This is a genomic window from Candidatus Poriferisodalis sp., from assembly GCF_965205175.1.
Classification (GTDB): domain Bacteria; phylum Actinomycetota; class Acidimicrobiia; order Acidimicrobiales; family Poriferisodalaceae; genus Poriferisodalis.
Window position 1 is genome coordinate 181805 of record NZ_OZ242038.1, and the last position, 17896, is coordinate 199700.

Here is a 17896-nt window from a genome sequence, read left to right on the forward strand (position 1 = left end):
TGGCGCCGTTCGTCACCGGCTGGAACCACATCGATACTGTGCTGGTGGCCGCCCACGACGCCGACCGGTGCGCAGCGCCTAGCCCGCGAAGCCCTGTTCCTGCTCGTCCAAGGCCAAACCGCCGACATCCAAGCCGGCCACCTCCACCGCCACGCCCCGGGCGAGCTGACCCGCGCCGCGGCGAGCAGCCGCAACTCACGGGGCGATCACGCCCCAGACGCTCTGATGGAGTTCCGAGGCTACTACTGCTTTGGTGTCAAGGCGCCAAGCCTTGGTGGGACCGGGTCGGACGGCTAGTTTGGCCGGAAGTACTTGATTGCTTTGGGATTGCCGTGATCGCGCAGCACGGTCGTCAGGCAGTGGCTGCTGGGTGGATAGGCGATGAGCCGCACTGCGTGAAGTCGGCTGGAGTCGAGCGTCAAGCCGGTGAAGGAGACCGTCCTCGTCGCGGGGGTGACCCTCTTGAAGCCCAGCTTGTTCGTCGCCGCGTTGGGGACGAATTCGGTCAGACTCACTTCGTAACGGCCGACCCCGCATCCGGGAATGACAGCAGCAGTCCAAGTCACCGTCACCGAATTTTCCGTAGAGGTGACAGTCAGCACAGGATCCGCTACCGGACCCTCTTGCACGGGGGCAGTCGTCGTCGTAGTGGTGGTCGTAGTCGTCGTAGTGGTGGTCGTAGTCGTGGTGGTGGCAGTGGGATCAACCACAAAGAGCTGGAGATTGCCTGTGACTGGCGGGCCGCAATGCCTGTCGTCTCCCTCGGCGTCCTCTGCGTCCACTAGGGCTCGCGCTTCAACAGTGATTTTGTACCTATGCCCCCTGACCAAGGCGGGCACAACCAAAGTCCTCGTCTTGGACGCTTCATCCGAGAAGTATCGAACAACCGAATCGAAGCCGCTCGCGGACGGGCCATGCACACTGACGCCGTAGAAGTTGACCTCGCAGCTTGGGATCACGGCGTCGGTCCATGTCACGGTGGCTGTGGTGCCGTCGATTTTGACGGTGATGACCGGCTTGGCGGCCACAGTCGGCTTCGCCGTCGTCGTCGTCGTTGTGCTGCTTGTCGTCGTCGTCGTCGTTGTGCTGCTTGTCGGTGTGCTGCTGGTGGTGGGGGTGTCTTGTTGTTGTTCTGTGCGGTCGTTGTCGCGGATGGTGCCGGTGGCCTCGGTCTTGCGGCGATGCCCCCGGCGAACCGCACTCTTTGATCCGCGGTGTCGAGATTGTTCACCCGCAACAGCACCGTCTCGTCCGGCTCGGCACGCGTGTCGCCGACCACCTCCACGGTCACCGCCTGGGTCAACGCGTCGCCGGCGGCGCCCGCCTCGAACACCAGCACCTTGCCCAAGAACCTCCCGAAATCGCGTCCCGGCCCGCGTGACGCCGCAGCGGCGCCGGTGCGGCCCCGCAGCGCCGAGGCCTTCAAGCGCACCTCATGGGACGGCGACGCGGACAGCGACACCGCGAACTCCATCTCCACAGTCCCCGAGTCGCCCTCCGCCACGCTCACGTCCGCCACCGACACCACCACACCGGTGTCGTCGGCGCTGTCGTCGTTCACGATCGTGCCCGTCGCCTCAGTCTTCCTCGCGTGACCGCCGGCGAACCCCACACGCGAATCCGCTGTCACCAGATTGTTCACCCGCAAAATGAACGTCTCATCAGGCTCCACCACATGATCCCCCAACACCCGCACCGCCACCGTCTGAGACAACCCAGCCCCAGTAGCGCCCGCCGCGAACACCAGCCTGCGGCCGGTGAACCCCACATAATCGCGGCCCGCACCGGCGTCACGCGACGCCGTGCCCGACGCGCCAGGCACCGCCGACGCCGTCACACGAACCTCATGGGTCGGCGACGCCGACAACGACACCGTGAACGCCAACAGCCGCTCACCCACACCCCCCTCCGCCACACTCGCATCCCCCACCGACACCAGCACCGACCCCGACTGCGCCGAACCCGCCGACCCCCACAGGACCACCAACGAACCCGCCAACACCACCGCCGACAAACCCGCCCACACACCACGGCCCCCCAAACGGACCGCAACACCCGAACCAGACATCAGGCTCTGACCCCCCCCGCGACAACCCGCAGGAGACGATCGACAACAAGACACACACAACCTACCACACCACACACGCACGACACCACAACACTCACACCCGACCCCGCCCCACAGCATCCCGGACCAGACAGCCACCAAGCACCCGCCGGTAGAGCGCGGCCCGACGGGACTACGGTGCCGCCTGCGGATCGGTCAAACGGGCGGCGGCCAGCACCACCCAAGCGGAAGCAACGCGCCAGATGTGCGTGCCGGATGCCACGGCGAGAAGATGGTGGCGGCGGCGATCCTGCGTCGGTCAGAAGCAGTGCCGGTACTGCGCCTAAGCGGAGGCATCGTGCGAGCGTTCACGGGGCTCGACCTATCCTTCCAGTGCTTGGCTCCACTACGGCGGCTACAAGCATGGCTCCGCTTCGGCGGCCGGGCTGCAATACTTGGCCGCCGCGGGCAGCATTCTGGGGCCAGGCGCGGGGCATCGCCCAGCCATGCGCTATCGTGGCGCGTATCGACCTGCAGAAGTGCGGAGTTGCCAAGCAATGGCTCGGGAGGTGCCACTATTCGACTTGTGGTGCTAGCGTGTTGCAAACTGGCATGAACGGAGGACTAGCGCAAGACCGTATCGAATACAGACAGTCTTGCCGACCTTGGGCAATCAGCTGTGAACGAGGGCATCTATTCGGTTCGGCAAGCCACAAACATCGTTTCCCGAAATCGCAACATTTCTGAACGCCACGTGAGACGATGGTTGGTTGTCGTGAGGTCCCCCGAAAAGCACCGCCATGGGTCCGCAACCATCAATTTTCTGGATCTGATCGGATTGGAGATGGCATGTCGTTTCCGCAGTGAAGTGGGTGCTTCTCTCCAGCGCGTGCGCAAAGTTCTGGAAGCGATGCACAGACGCTTTTCCGAACTCAAGCACCCGCTCGCCCAAGAATCGTTTTTCACAGACGGTCAGAGTGTCTGGATTGACTTCGAAGGACACTTGGAAGAAATTGTGGGGGATCAAAGGGGCCAGATTGCGGTCAAGTCCGCTATTCGCACGTTTGCGGAGGAAATTCAGTTCATCGATGGCCAAGCATCTGTATGGGATATTTCTGAGTGGATCGAGATCAATCCCCGCATCTGCTTCGGTGAGCCTGTCATTTCCGGCACTCGCATACCTGTCAGCTCGATTGTTGCTTGCCTGGAGATAGACTCCCCTGAAGAAGTAGCCAGAGGCTTCGAGATTTCGGTAAAGCGGGTTGAGGCTTGTGCCAAGTTTGCGCAACTCCCGACGTGATCCTCGATTCTGCTTGGACGCGAATATCTCTCGTCAGGCGGAACACGAACTTGTCAACGTCGCATTTGTCAGAGACCGGTATCAGTCTCGCCATTGTTTGCTTGTGTATCGCGATAATGAACATAGCGCTGCTACGGCGATCGCTTCGCCGTTCATTGACACCTACCGGTCGTCGATTTCGTCAGCAGTCAACACAGGAAGAGCAGGCTTCATGTAGCGCGCGGATCGTTTCTCGCCCTGCATGTCGAGTTTGCCTTCGTCACGCAGACGCCTCAAAAGACGGCTGGCTCGTTCGGAATCGACTTGACAGAGTTCCGAGGCCTCGCGTCGAGTGATCGTGCCGTGTTGTGTCACAAAGGTCAGCACCATCTGTTCCTGCTGGATGCCATCGAAGCCCCGAGTCCGCACGTACTGAGCTGGTTCGCCTAGCCGGTTGTACAGTGCAGCCGAGAGGTGGTAGCTCCGTCCTCTTGCGGCACCTCGGGCCTCAAGCAAGCCAAGGTCGGCCAGTCGATTGAGAATAGCGCGCGCCTCGTGTTGGTCGACCTGAAACAGTTCTGCAGCCCGCGCCGTGGAGATGCGCCGCTCAATTCTGACCTCGTGCAACGTCAGCAGATCCTCAAGCGAGAACTGCAAGCCATCGCGGCGGGCCTGGGCAATGTAGCCCGCCAGTTCCTTGTCGGCAGGACCGGAACGCACCCGTGCCACAACCGAGTTCGGCGTGCTCCTGCTGTAGTCGGGCGCTGGCTTGCCGAGGGCAAGTTGACTTGCAAAAGCTCGGTTGATGCCACGGCTTGTTCGCTCGACAAGTCCGGCTCGCTTAAATGCGTCAGCCAACGCAGGGTTTCGAGGGCGGGGCGGCGTAGTCAGGAGGTTCGAGGTCGTAACGCCCTCTGGGAGTCCACCCGGGTTGGAGACGACGAGCGCATCTTGAGTGACCTCGATAATCGTGGCACCGTTGGCGGTATAATCGCGATGCACGAGGGCGTTCGCAATCAATTCTCTGAGTGTTACATCAGCGAATCGCGGCAATGGCACTCGAAGCAGGCCGATCTCGATTTCTTCGGTCGGGTTGCGCGCTTGGACCCGGTCGGTGATCTCAATCATGGCCCGGAACAACGGAACCGGCCCGGACTCGCTGGCTCGAACCTCCAGTCCACTGAGTTCCTGGAAGCCTGCCTCATAGGCCGGAAGGTGCGCGGCGATTACGTCCGAGGTTCCGAACAGCAAGAGCGCGCCGACTGTCAGCTGACCATCAGATGTGGTGAGGTTGAGCGCTTTCAGAAGCTCTGTATCAGAGAGGCTCAGCAGGGTCTCGTCGCCGCGAGTTCGCGCTAGCACGCGGAAGCGCTCGAATTCGGTGGCAGAGAGGTCATCTACGGCAAGCCGGGGCATCACGACACGGGAATAGTCCTGGGCACCAACACTGCCGGAGCGTGCGACAACTTCGTGCGGACGCATCGGCAGGCACTGTGGCCGACCGTGGACGTCGATTGCCCGGCGAACGTAACGGCCATCGCTGGTAGCGACGACGTTCGCCGCTGCTGGCACAACCACCAACAGCAGCTGCGCAAGGTCGACCTCCTCCACCGTGCAGGCCGCGAGTACCGCTGGTTCGGTCTTGCTAGCGATCAGCGCCTCCACGCGCCGTGGATCGGTCCTCGTGCCGTGGCGCGGTGGAGCCCCCGCTACTGTCCCGTTGTTGCTGACGCCGACGAGGAGCGTTCCGCCGCTACCGTTTGCCAGGCATGCCACTGCTTCGACGAGTTCCGAGTCGTTGATCGAACCGTCCTTGAACTCGACCGTGAAGGTCTCGCCCTCGACGAGCAGCGAACGGAGCGCATCCTGGTCCACACTCCGAGTGTACGCAAACGTTTTGCGCTTACGTTGGTGATTGCGCAGAAGCGCAAAGTTATGCGGTTCGCTCAAAACGCTGACACGCAACTCGCGTGAGGCGGCAGCTACGGGAGGCCGGCGCCGGGCACATCCACTCGGCACCTCTCGATGCGGCCGGGGCGTGACTGATCGGCGGACGGGACGTGTGTGGGGGCGGTCATCAGGTAGAGCGTGCGGCGATCGTCGTCGCCGAGCATGCACGCATAGCAGTTCATTTCCAGCTCGATCACATCGGTCACCTCGCCGCCGTCCACCACGCGGATGCAGCTGGCGTTGACTGGGTCGGCCGCCCAGATGCCGCCGGCTTCGTCCATGCAGATGCCGTCGGGCACCCGCCCGCCGAGGTCGGCGAAGGTCCGCCGACCGGTGAGCGAGCCGTCGGACTCGATCTCGAAGGCTGTCAGTCGGCTGCCGAAACTCTCGGCCAACACCATGTGCCGCCCGCTGGCATCGATCGCTGTGCCGTTGGGGAAATCGAGACCGGCCGGGCCCGGCCGCACCGTACCGTCAAGACCCACGATGGCCAAGGTGGCTTGCGCGAACGTCTCGCCGGCAGCGTCGTCAAATCCGAAGTTGCCGACGTAGGCCGTGCCGTCGGCAGCCACGACCATGTCGTTGCACGGCCCTGCGGCAATGCCGGACAGGTCGGCGTGCAGCGTCTCGTTGCCGTCGGCGTCGAGGCGGCGCAGCTGCCGGTCCAGCATCGAGACGAACAGCAGGTCGCCGTCGGGCAGCCAGCCCAAGCCCGACGGCTGCGTGGGCACCGTGTGCATCAGCTCTTCGGCACCGTCGGTGGTCGCGGCGAAGATGCCGTGACGGAACATGTCGCTGTACCACAGCCGGCCGTCGTGCCAGCGGGGACCCTCTCCGAAGGCCAGCCCGGTCACTACTACCTCGGTGGTCGTCATGGCGCCGACAGTACTCCTGCGCGCCCGTATCGCTGCGCGCGCCTAGGCCCGAACGCAGCAGGTGCAGCAACGTCGCTCAGCTGCGGGGCACCACCATCTGGCGCTTGATCGGCCCGACATGCAGATGACCGATGCGGGACTGGCCGCCGTCGAGCGCCAAACCGTCCAGCAACGGCGCCACCACACGGAAGAACGCCCGCAGCTCCCAACGCGCCAGATGCACCCCCAAGCAGAAGTGAGCGCCATGGCCGAAGGCGAGATGGTCATTGGGCGTGCGCTGAACGTCGAACCGATACGGCTCAGCAAACTGGCGCTCGTCCCGATTGGCCGACGGATACCACACGCCGACATGCTCACCGGCCTTGATCGTCTGCCCGCCCAGCTCGGTGTCCCGCGTACAGGTACGGGCGAACTGAATGACCGGAGAGGTCCAGCGCAGAACCTCCTCCACCGCAGTCTCAACAGCACCCGGATCGCCAGCACCCGAATCACCGATGCGCTCGTTGAGCAGGTCGAGCTGGTCACGATGCTCCAGCAACGCGATTACCCCGCCACTGGCCGCGTTGCGCGTGGTCTCGTTGCCGGCGGCGATCATCAGCCGGAGATAGCCGATGAGCTGCTGCGCGCTCAGCGGCCCCGCATCAGTCTCAGACCGCAGCAGGATGCTCACCAGATCGGTGCCGTCGGCACCGTCACGTCGACGGCGAGCGATCAGCTCGCCAATCCAGGCGTCGAACTCGCGGAGCATGCGTGTTCGCATGTCGTCGTGCGCTTCGCCCGGCAGGCAGAACCGATCCAAGTCCGGATCGTCGAACAAGGCCGACGTCCACGCATGCACCTGCGCCCAATCGTCAGCGGAGACGCCCACCATCTCGCAAATGGCAGCCAGCGGCAGCTTCACCGCAAGGTCCTCCACGATGTCGGCCGCGCCCTCGTCGGCAATCTTGGCCTCGAACTCCTGCGCGAAGCGCCGCGCATGGCGCTCCAGCGAGGCGGACCGGGCGCGCATCGCCTTCGGCGTGAACTCCGGCACCACCAGCCGACGCAGGTCCCAGTGATCGGGGCGGTCCTTGAAGATGAAGTCCGGCGGCTCGGTGGGATCCCAGCCGATCTCCGTCGCTCGCCGGCGATACCGAGCCCAAAAGCGCAAGTCGCGGTCCGCAGCGGCCAGACGCAGACGGCCGCCGCCGTTGATGAACGTCTTGTTCTGGCCCGACACCCACTTCACGTCCTCGTGACGGGTGACGGCCCAGAACGGGACGATGTTGTCGCGCACGTACCAGTAGACGGGGGCCTCGGCGCGCAGCAGGTCCCATTCGGCCCAAGGATACCCCTCGGCCGCATACCGCTCGGTGTCGTGGATGACCACATCGTCGACATGCACCAGCCTCGATTGCATCAGCATCGCCTCAGCCCAGCTCCCCGCTCCCGCCGACCGCCGACGGAACAGTCCACGGTAGCCATCGGCGCAGCATCGGTGCGAGGCCAGCGGCGCAGCGATACTGGCGCTATGAGCACCCCCATACCTGCATCAATGCCTGCGACCGGCTCGACCATCGACCACCCGGCCGGCAACCCCGCCGGCGCCGAAGCACACCACAGCCTCCCGACGGTCTGGTTCGACCGGCCCGCCGGCGCACTGCAGCACGAGCTGCTCGAAGGCCGCGCGGAGATCATCGACGCGCGCGGCGACGATCCGCTCGAGGGCATCGAACGGGCACACGGTGCCATCGTGGGCGCCGCTGTTCGCTACGACCGCGACGTCTACCGGCGAACGCCCCTGCTGCGGGTGATCGCGCGGGCCGGCATCGGATACGACAACCTCGACCTCGACGATGCCACCGAGTACGGCATCGCGGCCTGCAACACACCCGACGGACCGACCACCTCCACCGCCGAACACGCCGTCGCATTGATCTACGCCGTCACCAAGGGGCTCAAGGAATCGGCTCAGCGACTCCGAGCAGGCGAGGGCGACTACTGGGCGCGCCACGGCCATCTGGAACTGCACGGCTCGACGCTGGCACTGCTGGGCCTCGGTCGGATCGGCGGGCGCGTCGCCCAGACGATGTCGGCAGGAGGCATGGAGATCGTGGCGTACGACCCCTACGCCGACGAAGCGAGGTTCGCAGAGCTCGATGCACGACGGGCCGCTACCCCGAGCGAGGCCGTCGCCGAGGCACAGGTCGTGTCGGTGCATGCGCCGCTGAGCGAGGCAACGCGCCACCTCGTGAACGCCGATCTGCTCGCTGCGATGCGCGACGGGGTGTACGTGGTCAACACGTCGCGCGGCGGCTTGGTCGACCACGACGCCTTGCTCGCGGCGCTCCAAGAGGGCAAGGTGCGAGGCGCCGGGTTGGACGTGACCGAACCAGAACCGCTGGCCGGCGACCACCCGCTGGTGAACCGCGACGACGTCATCGTCACCCCCCATGTGGCATCGGCAACCGTGGCGGGCAGGCGCCGCATCTTCACCCACGCTGTCGAGGAGGTGATGACAGCGCTCAGCGGCGGACGGCCCGCCAACATGCTCAACCCGGAGGCGTGGCCGGGCCGCAACGCCTGAAGCGCATTCGGATGGCGACGGAGCACGCGAGCGCAACAGGAGCGCAGGCATCTGGGCGCTTGGCGCCGTTCGTGCCCCGCGAGCCGGACGCCGACTCGCTGCTGGAAGGCTTCCTGGACTACACAGCCGCCATCGGCCTGGAGCAGTACCCCGCCCAAGAAGACGCCATCTTGGAGATCCTCGGCGGCAACCACGTCATCATCACCACGCCCACAGGCTCAGGCAAGTCGCTCGTCGGGCTGGCCGCCCACTTCGAAGCAGTGGCACGGGGGCGCCGCAGCTACTACACCGCACCGGTCAAGGCGCTGGTGTCGGAGAAGTTCTTCGCGCTCTGCGACGAGCTGGGCGCGCCCAACGTGGGCATGGTGACCGGCGACGGCGCAGTCAATCCGGACGCGCCGGTGGTGTGCGCTACACAGGAGATCCTGGCGAACCTGGCGCTGCGCAGCGGTGCCGACGCGCCCATCGACAGCGTCGTGATGGACGAGTTCCACTTCTACTCAGACCGCGACCGGGGCTGGGCCTGGCAGGTGCCGTTGCTGGAGCTGCGTCGCACCCAGATGATCCTGATGAGCGCCACCTTCGGCCCCACACAGCGGTTCGCGCAGGATTTGCAGAGACGTACCGGCCGCGAGGTTGTCACCGTCACGGGCGCACAACGACCGGTGCCGCTCACCTTCGCCTACCGCACGACCACGCTGCATCAATCGCTCGAAGAGCTCCTGGAGCTGCGGCGGGTACCCGCCTACATCGTCCACTTCACACAGAAGGCAGCCACCGAACGCGCCCAAGCGCTCACCAGTCTGAAGGTGCTCTCACGTGACGAGAAGGCACAAGTCGCCGCGGCGATCGCCGAGTTCCGGTTCGACTCGCCGTTCGGCCGCGACATCCAGCGTTTCGTCAAAGCCGGCATCGGCGTGCATCACGCCGGGATGCTGCCCAAGTACCGGCTGCTGGTCGAGCGCCTCGCGGGCACCGGTCTGCTCAAGCTGATCTGCGGCACCGACACGCTCGGCGTAGGCGTCAACGTGCCTATCCGCACCGTGTTGTTCACTCAGCTGTGCAAGTACGACGGCAGCGGCACCCGGGTGCTGTCCGTGCGGGACTTCCAGCAGATCGCCGGCCGCGCAGGCCGCCGCGGTTTCGACCACGAGGGATTCGTCTGGTGCCAAGCGCCTGAGCACGAAGTCGAGTACGCGATGGCCCTAGAGAAGGCCCGCGAGAAGTTCGGCGACGACCCGGCCAAGCTGCGCAGGGTCCGCCGGCCGTCACCGCCCAAACGCGGCTACGCCCCCTGGAACGCAGACACGTTCGAGCGGCTCGCAGGCGGTCAGCCCGAACCGCTCCGCTCGCACTTCGACGTGTCGCACTCGATGCTGATGAACGTGCTGGACCGCCCGGGCGACGGCTGTGCCGCCATGCGGCGGCTGCTCACCGACAATCACGAGAGCCGTGCCGCGAACCGCACCCACATCCGCCGCGCCATCGCCATCTACCGCTCGCTGGTGGACGCTCAAGTCGTGGAGCGACTCGAGCAACCAGACGAACTGGACCGGCTCGTGCGAGTCAACGTCGACCTGCAAGCCGAGTTCGACCTGACCCACCCCCTGTCTCCGTTCGCGCTCGACGCCATCGAGTTCCTCGACGCCGAAGCGCCCACCTACACCCTCGACCTGCTCAGCGTGCTCGAGGCGACACTGGAGAACCCGACGGTGGTGCTCGAACGCCAGCGAGACCTCGTGTGCACCGAGCTGCTGGCCGAGTTGAAGGCCGAAGGCGTCGACTACGAAGAACGCAGGGCGCGACTCGATGCAGTGGAATGGCCCAAGCCGTTGCGCGACTGGCTGTACGACAGCTTCAACGCTTGGTCCACCGGGCACCCGTGGCTTCGTGACGAGAACGTGCGCCCCAAGTCCGTGGCACGAGACATGAACGAGCGCGCCATGACGTTTCGCGAGTACGTCAACCACTGCGGCATCAAAGGCGCCGAAGGCGTGCTGCTGCGCTACCTGTCGGGTGCCTACAAGGCCCTCGTCCGCAATGTACCCGAACACCGTCGCACCGACGACGTCGTTGCGCTGACACGCTGGCTCGGTGACACGGTGCGCCGCACCGACAGCAGCCTGATTGACGAATGGGAACGGCTCGAACTCCTCAGCGAAGCCTCCGACGCTGTGGGCCGTCAGATCGGCACGCGGTAGTTCGGCGCCTCCTTGGTGATCACGATGTCGTGAGGGTGGCTCTCCCGCAGCGCCGCCGCGGTGACTCGCACGAACGTGGTGCGCAGCCGCATGTCCTCGATGCTCGCAGCGCCGCAGTAGCCCATCGCCTGACGCAGGCCGCCGACGAGCTGATGCAGAACCCCGGCGAGCGGGCCCTTGTAGGCGACCCGCCCTTCGATGCCTTCGGGCACCAGCTCCTCCACCTCGCGTCCGTCCTGGAAGTAGCGATCCTTGGAATAGCTGCGGCCCTTCATGGCGCCGACCGAGCCCATGCCGCGGTACTCCTTGAAGCGTTCCCCTTGGTACAGCACCACCTCGCCGGGGGACTCGTCTGTCCCGGCCAGCAGGCCGCCCACCATGGCGCAGTGCGCCCCTGCGGCGATGGCCTTGGCGAGGTCGCCGGAGAACTGCATGCCGCCGTCGGCGATCACCGGCACGCCGGCATCTGCGGCCGCGCCTGCGCAGTCGAACACCGCCGAGACCTGCGGCACGCCCACTCCGGCCACCACTCGAGTAGTGCAGATCGAGCCCGGCCCGATGCCGACCTTGATGGCATCAGCGCCGGCCTCGATGAGCGCGCGGGCCGCCGCCGCGGTGGCCACGTTGCCCGCGACCACCTCGATGGCGTGATTGGCCTTCAGCTTCGCGACCGCCTCAATGACGTCGCGGCTGTGGCCATGGGCGGTGTCCACCACGATGGCGTCCACGTCGCGTTCGGTCAGCGCCGCTGCACGCTCCATGGAGTCCGGCCCGGTGCCCACGGCGGCAGCCACCAGCAGCCGGCCTTGACGGTCTTTGGAAGCGTTCGGAAACTGGATGCGCTTTTGGATGTCCTTCACGGTGATGAGACCCACGAGCTTGAACTCGTCGTCCACGATGGGCAGCTTCTCGATGCGATGTCGAGCCAGAATCACCTGCGCTTCGTCGAGCGTGGTCGGCGCAGGAGCGGTGACCAAGCCCTCGGCGGTCATCACCTCGCGTATGGGGCGTCGCCAGTCGGTCTCGAAGCGCAGGTCACGGTTGGTGAGTATCCCCACCAAGCGACCGGCAGCGTCGGTGATGGGCACACCGCTGATCTTGAAGCGCGCCATCAAGTCCTCGGCATCGCTGACCGAGTCGTCGGGCCCCAACGTGACCGGCTCAGTGATCATGCCCGATTCGGAGCGCTTGACCTTGTCGACCTCGGAGGCCTGCTCAGCGATCGACAGGTTGCGGTGGATGACGCCGATGCCGCCGTGACGGGCCATCGCGATCGCCAGGCGCGCCTCGGTCACGGTGTCCATGGCTGCGCTCACCAAGGGCACGGCCAAGCTGATGCACCGCGTGAACGCCGAGGACGTCTCCACCGCGTCAGGGAGCACATCTGACGCATCGGGCACCAGCAGCACGTCGTCGAAGGTCAGTCCGTCTGCTGCGAACTTGCTCTCCAGCGAAGGGAATCGGCCCGTGGAGAACGGCTGCGAAACGGCCATAGCGCACACTACCGCGCGCCGTGGGCAAGCCAAGCAAACCGAGCCAGGCAAACCTGGCGCGGTAGCGTCACGACAGACCGAAGCGCTGAAAGGGCTGAACGGAACGACGTGGCCGATTTCCAGCAGCACGAATCGATCGGCACGCTGCATCGCCTCGCCGACCGATCCGTCGACAGCCTCGAAGACGAGCTCTTCGCGTACTCGCGCCGTCGCCCTATCGCGTTGATCATCCCAGCGCTGTACAGCGAGCTGCAGGGACCGGCGCTGGGCAACATCGTCACCGAGATCGCCAAGGTCTCCTACATCGACGAGATCATCGTGGGCATCGACCGGGCCGACGAAGCCCAGTTCGCCGAGGCCCGACGGTTCTTTTCCCGCTTGCCGCAGCGCACCCGCCTGCTCTGGAACGACGGGCCGCGCCTGCGCCGGATCGACGAAGAACTCGCAGACCGGGTGCTCGCCCCGACCGAGCCGGGCAAGGGCCGCAACGTCTGGTACTGCCTCGGCTACTTCCTGGCCTCAGGACGGTGCGAGAACGTGGCGCTGCACGACGCGGACATTCTCACCTACGACCGCAGCCTGCTGGCTCGGCTGCTCTACCCGATCCTGCACCCCACCTTCGGCTACTCGTTCTCGAAGGGCTACTACTACCGGGCCGGCGAGGGCTCATCGGGCCGGCTGAACGGGCGGGTGGTTCGCCTGCTGGTCACACCACTGCTGCAGGCGTTGCGAAGCACCATCGGCGAGCACGAGTACTTGAGCTACTTGAGCGCATTCCGATACCCGCTGGCCGGCGAGTTCGCGATGAAGCACGACATGGCGCGCAGCGTCCGCATTCCCGGCGACTGGGGTCTCGAGATCGGCGTGCTCTCGGAGGTCTACCGCATCTACCAAGGGCGGCGCATCTGCCAAGTGGACCTCTGCGGACGGTACGACCACAAGCATCAGGACCTGTCGCTCGACGACGCCGACGCGGGGCTGCACAAGATGAGCCGCGACATCGCCAAGGCCATCTACCGCAAGCTGGCCATCGACGGCACGGTGCTCGGCGCGGAGACGTTCCGAACGGTCAAGGCCGTGTACTACCGCAACGCACTCGACCTCGTCAGCCACTACCGCAACGACGCGGCGTTCAACGGCTTGAGCTTCGACCTGCACGCAGAAGAGACCGCTGTGGAGCTGTTCGCCTCTGCGGTCATGGCAGCCGGGGACGAGTTTTTGAACGACCCGATGGGCACGCCGTTCATCCCGAACTGGTCGAGGGTGCAAAGCGCCATGCCCGAGGTGCTCGCCGGGCTCCACGACGCCGTCGAGCGCGACAACGCCTGAGGCCGGCTCATGGCGGCACGTGCGGCGTTCAGACGTGCGGATCAGACATGCGAATCAGGCGTGCGAACCGGCTGCCCCAGCGGGTGCCCGGCGCTGGGATTCGAGGCACAGCCACCTCGTCTGACCCGCGGCCAGCACGACTCCGGCGTCCTGTTCATGGACCGAGTCGTCGAGGAGGTCCACACAGCCCTCGCTGTCGAAGCGTGCGCCGGCGCTGTCAGCGGGACACCGCCCGGCCAGCACGCCGAGATCCACGGCGAGCGGGTCTTGGGAGACGTTGGTGACCGAGACCACGGTCTGACCGCTGTCCGGTCCGCCGCGGATCACGCCGAAGGCGCGGTTGCCCACGTCGAGCGAGACCTGCGCGCTGTCGGGATGGAACGCCGGCTGGCCGCCGCGCACCAGCATCCGCCGCACCAGCTCCACCAGCACCTGCCGGCGCACGCCTCCCTGTGCTCCCAGCAGGTCGACCGCTTCGTCAAGCGTCAGCTTGCGCCGGTTGATGGTGCGTCTGCTCGGCTCGACCGGCGGCAGGTCGTGCTCGGTCACGATGCGCGGCGGCTCGCTGATCGGCGTCCAGTAGCTGGGGGTGCCCAGCAACGCATGCACGTACAGCGCCGGGATGCCGGCCAGGCTCAGCATGATCGTGTGTGCTGCCAAGAACTGGGCGATGCCGAGCGCATCACCGTCGCCGGCGAGCAGATCCCACAGCGAGACGTTCAGCTCGTAGGGCCGAGGTCCCTGGGCGGTGTCGAATTCCGAGTGTGTGCCGCCTGCGCTGCGCGCCGCTGCGACCAGTCGAGCGACGTCTGCCCTGCCCAGCAGCCCTTCGGCCGGTCGGAGTCCGATGCCGTCATGGCTGGCAATGAAGTTGAAGAACGACGCACCGGCCGGCGGTGCCTCCAGCTGAGCGAGCCACTGCTGCAGCGCCGTCGCGGAGCCCGAGACCATGGTATGGGCGATCAGCGGCGGCAGGCTGAAGTTGTAGACGAGATGGGCCTCGTCGCCGTCGCCCCAGTAGGCCACGTTCTGTTCGTGCGGCACGTTGGTCTCGGTGATGACGACCGAGCCGGGGCATCGCACTTCCAGCAGCGTCCGCAACAGCTTGACGATCTCGTGGGTCTGCGGCAGGTTCAGGCACGACGTGCCCAGCTCCTTCCACAGGTAGGCGACAGCGTCGAGTCGAAACCAGCGCACGCCGCCGTCGACAAGGCATGCGACGGTCCGCAGCAGCTCGAGCAGCACGTCCGGCTCGCCGAAGTCCAGATCGATTTGGTCGTGACTGAACGTACACCACAGCAGCCGAGGGCCGTCGGGCGTCTCCACTTCGCGCAGCAGCGGCGTCGTGCGCGGCCGCACCACGCTGGACAGGTCGTCCTCGGGCTCCGCGCTGAGCAGGAAGCGGCTGCCGGGCATCTCGCCCCTGCAGAACTGCTCCATCCACGGATGATCGGCACTGACGTGGTTCACCACCAAGTCAGCCATCACCGTGCAGGTCTCGGCGAGCTCGCGGATGTCTTCCCAGCTGCCCAGCCGCGGATCCACCGCCCGATGGTTGACCACCGCGAAGCCGCCGTCGGAGCTCGACGGGTAGAACGGCAGGACATGCACGATGGTCACGACGTCGCCGGTCAAGTCGTCGAGCAGGTCATGCAGGGTGCGCAGCGGCACCTCGCCTGCCTGGGTGATCGAATCGGCGTAGGTGATCATGGCGACGTCGCGCTGGTCCCAGCGCGGTTGCGCCGGCGGCTCGGTCATCGAGCTCGGGGGACTCATCGGGTCCGTGGGCTCGATGCCGACCGATGCCAGCACGTCCTCGACCAGCTGCTCCGCGGACGGCTCGGTCATGTGCTCGGGATAGATCAGTTCCAAGTGGCGCCGCACTCGGGCGCGCAAGCCCGTATCGGCCGCCGCGCCGTGGGCCACCGCGCCATGGGTCGTCGCATCACGTGTCACCGCATCGCTGGTCGCCGCACTTGCGGTCACGATGTGGGAACTCCCGTCGTCTGCGGACCTGTCCTGTGCGGACCTGCCTTGGGGCCGCACGCGAAGCAGCATCGGGAGAGAATAGACGGCGCGACAGGCGGTGCGATCGGCCGTGCGCGCGTCGGCACTATGTTGCACGCGGCCGGGCTGCACGCGGCCGGCGCTGCGCCGGACGCGTGGGTCACCTCGCGCGACATAGCGTGAAGCCATGACCAAGACCACGCTGGAACGACCGAGCGCCGTGGCGACGACTGCGACCGCGCCGCCGCGCCACCCGCTGTCAATGATGACCGAAGCGGAGGCCAACGCCGCCATCGAGGTGCTGCGCCGTTCGGGCCGCATCGGCGATGACGCCCGCTTTCACGGATTCTGTATCTGGGAGCCGCCAAAGGCCGAAGTAGCTGCGTGGACCCCTGGTGCGAAGACCGATCGCCGCTTCGAGATCGTCGTGCGCGAGAACGACATGGTGCATAGCGCAGTGGTGTCGGTGACCCGGGGCGAGGTGGACTCGTGGATGCACCACCCCGATGTGGTCCCGCGGGTGGGACAGACCGAGCTGTTCGCGGTGATGGACGCCTGCCGCAAGGATCCGGCATTCGCGAACGCCATTGCCAAGCGAGGCATCGCCGACCCCTCCCAAGTGCAGATCGACCCCTGGCCGACTGGCGACTACGGCTTGGCGTTCGAGTCGGGGCGGCGAGTGCAGCGCTGCATCGCGTTCTGGCGCCCGAAGCCCACCGACAACGGCTACGCCTACCCCCTCGACGGACTCATGGTCCACGTCGATGTCGACACGCTGGAGGTGCTGCACGTCGACGACTTCGACCAGTGGCCGGTGGCTTCGGAACGTGGCAACTACGACGTGGACTCGGTCACGCAGGACTTCGGCCCGATGCGCACCGACCTGCGTCCCATCGACATCACCCAGCCCGAGGGCGCCAGCTTCACGCTGGACGACAACGAGCTGCGCTGGCAGAAGTGGTCGATGCGGGTGGTGATGGACGACACCGAAGGCTTGGTGCTGCACCGCATCGCCTACGAGGACAACGGTCGGACGCGACCCGTCGTCGACCGGGCTTCGCTGGCCGAGATGGTCGTGCCCTATGGCGACACGCGGCCGTCGCAGACGTTCAAGCACGCGCTCGACTCGGGCGAGTTCGGCCTCGGCCTGATGAACAACTCGCTGGAGCTGGGGTGCGACTGCCTCGGAGAGATCGTCTACCTGGACTCCACCCAAGTGTTCGACGACGGCTCGGTGGTGACCACGCCGAACGCCGTCTGCATCCATGAGGAGGACTTCGGCATCGGCTGGAAGCACTACGACTGGAACGCCAACACCACCGAGGTGCGCCGTTCTCGCCGGCTGGTAGTGAGTGCCATCCACACGGTCGGCAACTACGAGTACGGCTTCTTCTGGTACTTCTACCTCGACGGCTCGATCCGCTACGAGGTGAAGCTGACCGGCATCTTGACCACGCGCTCGCACCGCGACGGCGACGACATGACGTTCGCTCGCCAAGTGGCGCCGCACGTATCGGCGCCGATCCACCAGCACATCTTCTGCGTGCGCTTGGACATGGCCGTGGACGGCAACGCCAACACCGTCGTCGAGGTGAACACGGAGGCACTGCCCCCCGGCCCGCACAATCCGCACGGCACTGCCTTCGCCGCCCAGGAGACCGTGCTGGGAAGCGAGCTGGCCGCACGGCGCGACGCCAACTCCGCAACGAGCCGCTACTGGCGGATCGAGAGCGCGGACTGCGTCAATCGGCTGGGACGGCCGACGGCGTATCGGCTGCTGCCGCCGCCCACCGCGACTATGTTCGCGTCGCACGACAGCCCGCATTCGCGGCGCGCCACCTTCGCCCGCCACAACGTGTGGGTGTCACCCACACGGCCAGAGGAGCGCTACGCCGCAGGGCGCTTCCCCACCCAGCGCAATTCCGGCGACGGGCTGGAGCGCTACACCGCAGGCGACCGGCCGGTGGTCGGCACGGACATCACCGTGTGGCACACGTTCGGGATCACCCACGACGCCCGACCTGAGGACTTCCCGGTGATGCCCACCGAGTACGTCGGCTTCGGCTTGGTGCCCGACGGGTTCTTCGAGCGCAATCCGATGCTCGACGTACCCCCGATGTCCAACGGCCACTGTGCCTGAGCGGGCAGG

At 66.1% G+C, this 17896-nt stretch carries 12 protein-coding genes; 5 read left to right on the top strand and 7 right to left on the bottom strand.

Going from position 1 to position 17896, the window contains the following annotated elements:
* Positions 1-293 precede the first annotated feature (293 nt).
* Complete coding sequence (locus tag ACOGI4_RS00835) at positions 294-782, bottom strand: hypothetical protein (RefSeq protein WP_419842065.1); 489 nt, start codon at positions 780-782, stop codon at positions 294-296.
* Between the two features lie 191 nt (positions 783-973).
* Positions 974-2068, bottom strand: a complete 1095-nt coding sequence (locus tag ACOGI4_RS00840; protein ID WP_419842066.1) for a Calx-beta domain-containing protein — start codon at positions 2066-2068, stop codon at positions 974-976.
* A gap of 658 nt (positions 2069-2726) precedes the next feature.
* Between ACOGI4_RS00840 and ACOGI4_RS00845 the strand changes: the two genes are divergently transcribed.
* Positions 2727-3347 carry a DUF433 domain-containing protein gene (locus tag ACOGI4_RS00845; RefSeq protein ID WP_419842067.1) on the top strand — a complete coding sequence of 207 codons (621 nt, stop codon included), beginning with the start codon at positions 2727-2729 and terminating at the stop codon, positions 3345-3347.
* 162 nt (positions 3348-3509) lie between these two features.
* On the opposite strand, the gene ACOGI4_RS00850 is transcribed toward ACOGI4_RS00845, so the two are convergent.
* From ACOGI4_RS00850 to ACOGI4_RS00860, 3 genes are all read right to left on the bottom strand, one after another.
* Positions 3510-5201, bottom strand: a complete 1692-nt coding sequence (locus ACOGI4_RS00850) for an ATP-binding protein (protein WP_419842068.1) — start codon at positions 5199-5201, stop codon at positions 3510-3512.
* Between the two features lie 107 nt (positions 5202-5308).
* Positions 5309-6151 (bottom strand): SMP-30/gluconolactonase/LRE family protein, encoded by an 843-nt coding sequence (locus ACOGI4_RS00855; RefSeq protein ID WP_419842069.1) that lies wholly within the window; start codon positions 6149-6151, stop codon positions 5309-5311.
* Between the two features lie 76 nt (positions 6152-6227).
* A complete protein-coding gene (locus ACOGI4_RS00860; protein ID WP_419842070.1) occupies positions 6228-7556 on the bottom strand; it encodes a cytochrome P450 in 1329 nt (442 codons plus the stop codon).
* 105 nt (positions 7557-7661) lie between these two features.
* Between ACOGI4_RS00860 and ACOGI4_RS00865 the strand changes: the two genes are divergently transcribed.
* Together ACOGI4_RS00865 and ACOGI4_RS00870 are read left to right on the top strand one after the other, a co-directional pair.
* A complete protein-coding gene (locus ACOGI4_RS00865) occupies positions 7662-8717 on the top strand; it encodes an NAD(P)-dependent oxidoreductase (protein WP_419842071.1) in 1056 nt (351 codons plus the stop codon).
* 11 nt (positions 8718-8728) lie between these two features.
* Positions 8729-10918 (top strand): DEAD/DEAH box helicase, encoded by a 2190-nt coding sequence (locus ACOGI4_RS00870; RefSeq protein ID WP_419842072.1) that lies wholly within the window; start codon positions 8729-8731, stop codon positions 10916-10918.
* On the opposite strand, the gene guaB is transcribed toward ACOGI4_RS00870, so the two are convergent.
* Positions 10900-12411, bottom strand: a complete 1512-nt coding sequence (gene guaB / locus ACOGI4_RS00875) for an IMP dehydrogenase (protein ID WP_419842073.1) — start codon at positions 12409-12411, stop codon at positions 10900-10902. The two genes, ACOGI4_RS00870 and guaB, sit on opposite strands and share 19 nt — an antisense overlap.
* A 108-nt stretch (positions 12412-12519) precedes the next feature.
* On the opposite strand from guaB, the gene ACOGI4_RS00880 reads away from it, so the two are divergent.
* Positions 12520-13740, top strand: a complete 1221-nt coding sequence (locus tag ACOGI4_RS00880; protein WP_419842074.1) for a glycosyl transferase — start codon at positions 12520-12522, stop codon at positions 13738-13740.
* 54 nt (positions 13741-13794) lie between these two features.
* Here ACOGI4_RS00880 and ACOGI4_RS00885 read toward each other — a convergent pair whose 3' ends face one another.
* Positions 13795-15798, bottom strand: a complete 2004-nt coding sequence (locus ACOGI4_RS00885; protein ID WP_419842075.1) for an alpha-amylase family glycosyl hydrolase — start codon at positions 15796-15798, stop codon at positions 13795-13797.
* A gap of 136 nt (positions 15799-15934) precedes the next feature.
* Between ACOGI4_RS00885 and ACOGI4_RS00890 the strand changes: the two genes are divergently transcribed.
* Positions 15935-17887 carry a primary-amine oxidase gene (locus ACOGI4_RS00890; RefSeq protein ID WP_419842076.1) on the top strand — a complete coding sequence of 651 codons (1953 nt, stop codon included), beginning with the start codon at positions 15935-15937 and terminating at the stop codon, positions 17885-17887.
* Positions 17888-17896: the final 9 nt, after the last annotated feature.

Bases quoted from the DNA above. Each gene is read 5' to 3' on its own strand.
- ACOGI4_RS00840 (WP_419842066.1), bottom strand. From the start codon at position 2,068: ATGTCTGGTTCGGGTGTTGCGGTCCGTTTGGGGGGCCGTGGTGTGTGG.
- ACOGI4_RS00855 (WP_419842069.1), bottom strand. From the start codon at position 6,151: ATGACGACCACCGAGGTAGTAGTGACCGGGCTGGCCTTCGGAGAGGGT.
- ACOGI4_RS00860 (WP_419842070.1), bottom strand. From the start codon at position 7,556: ATGCTGATGCAATCGAGGCTGGTGCATGTCGACGATGTGGTCATCCAC.
- ACOGI4_RS00865 (WP_419842071.1), top strand. From the start codon at position 7,662: ATGAGCACCCCCATACCTGCATCAATGCCTGCGACCGGCTCGACCATC.
- ACOGI4_RS00870 (WP_419842072.1), top strand. From the start codon at position 8,729: ATGGCGACGGAGCACGCGAGCGCAACAGGAGCGCAGGCATCTGGGCGC.
- guaB (WP_419842073.1), bottom strand. From the start codon at position 12,411: ATGGCCGTTTCGCAGCCGTTCTCCACGGGCCGATTCCCTTCGCTGGAG.
- ACOGI4_RS00885 (WP_419842075.1), bottom strand. From the start codon at position 15,798: ATGCTGCTTCGCGTGCGGCCCCAAGGCAGGTCCGCACAGGACAGGTCC.
- ACOGI4_RS00890 (WP_419842076.1), top strand. From the start codon at position 15,935: ATGACCAAGACCACGCTGGAACGACCGAGCGCCGTGGCGACGACTGCG.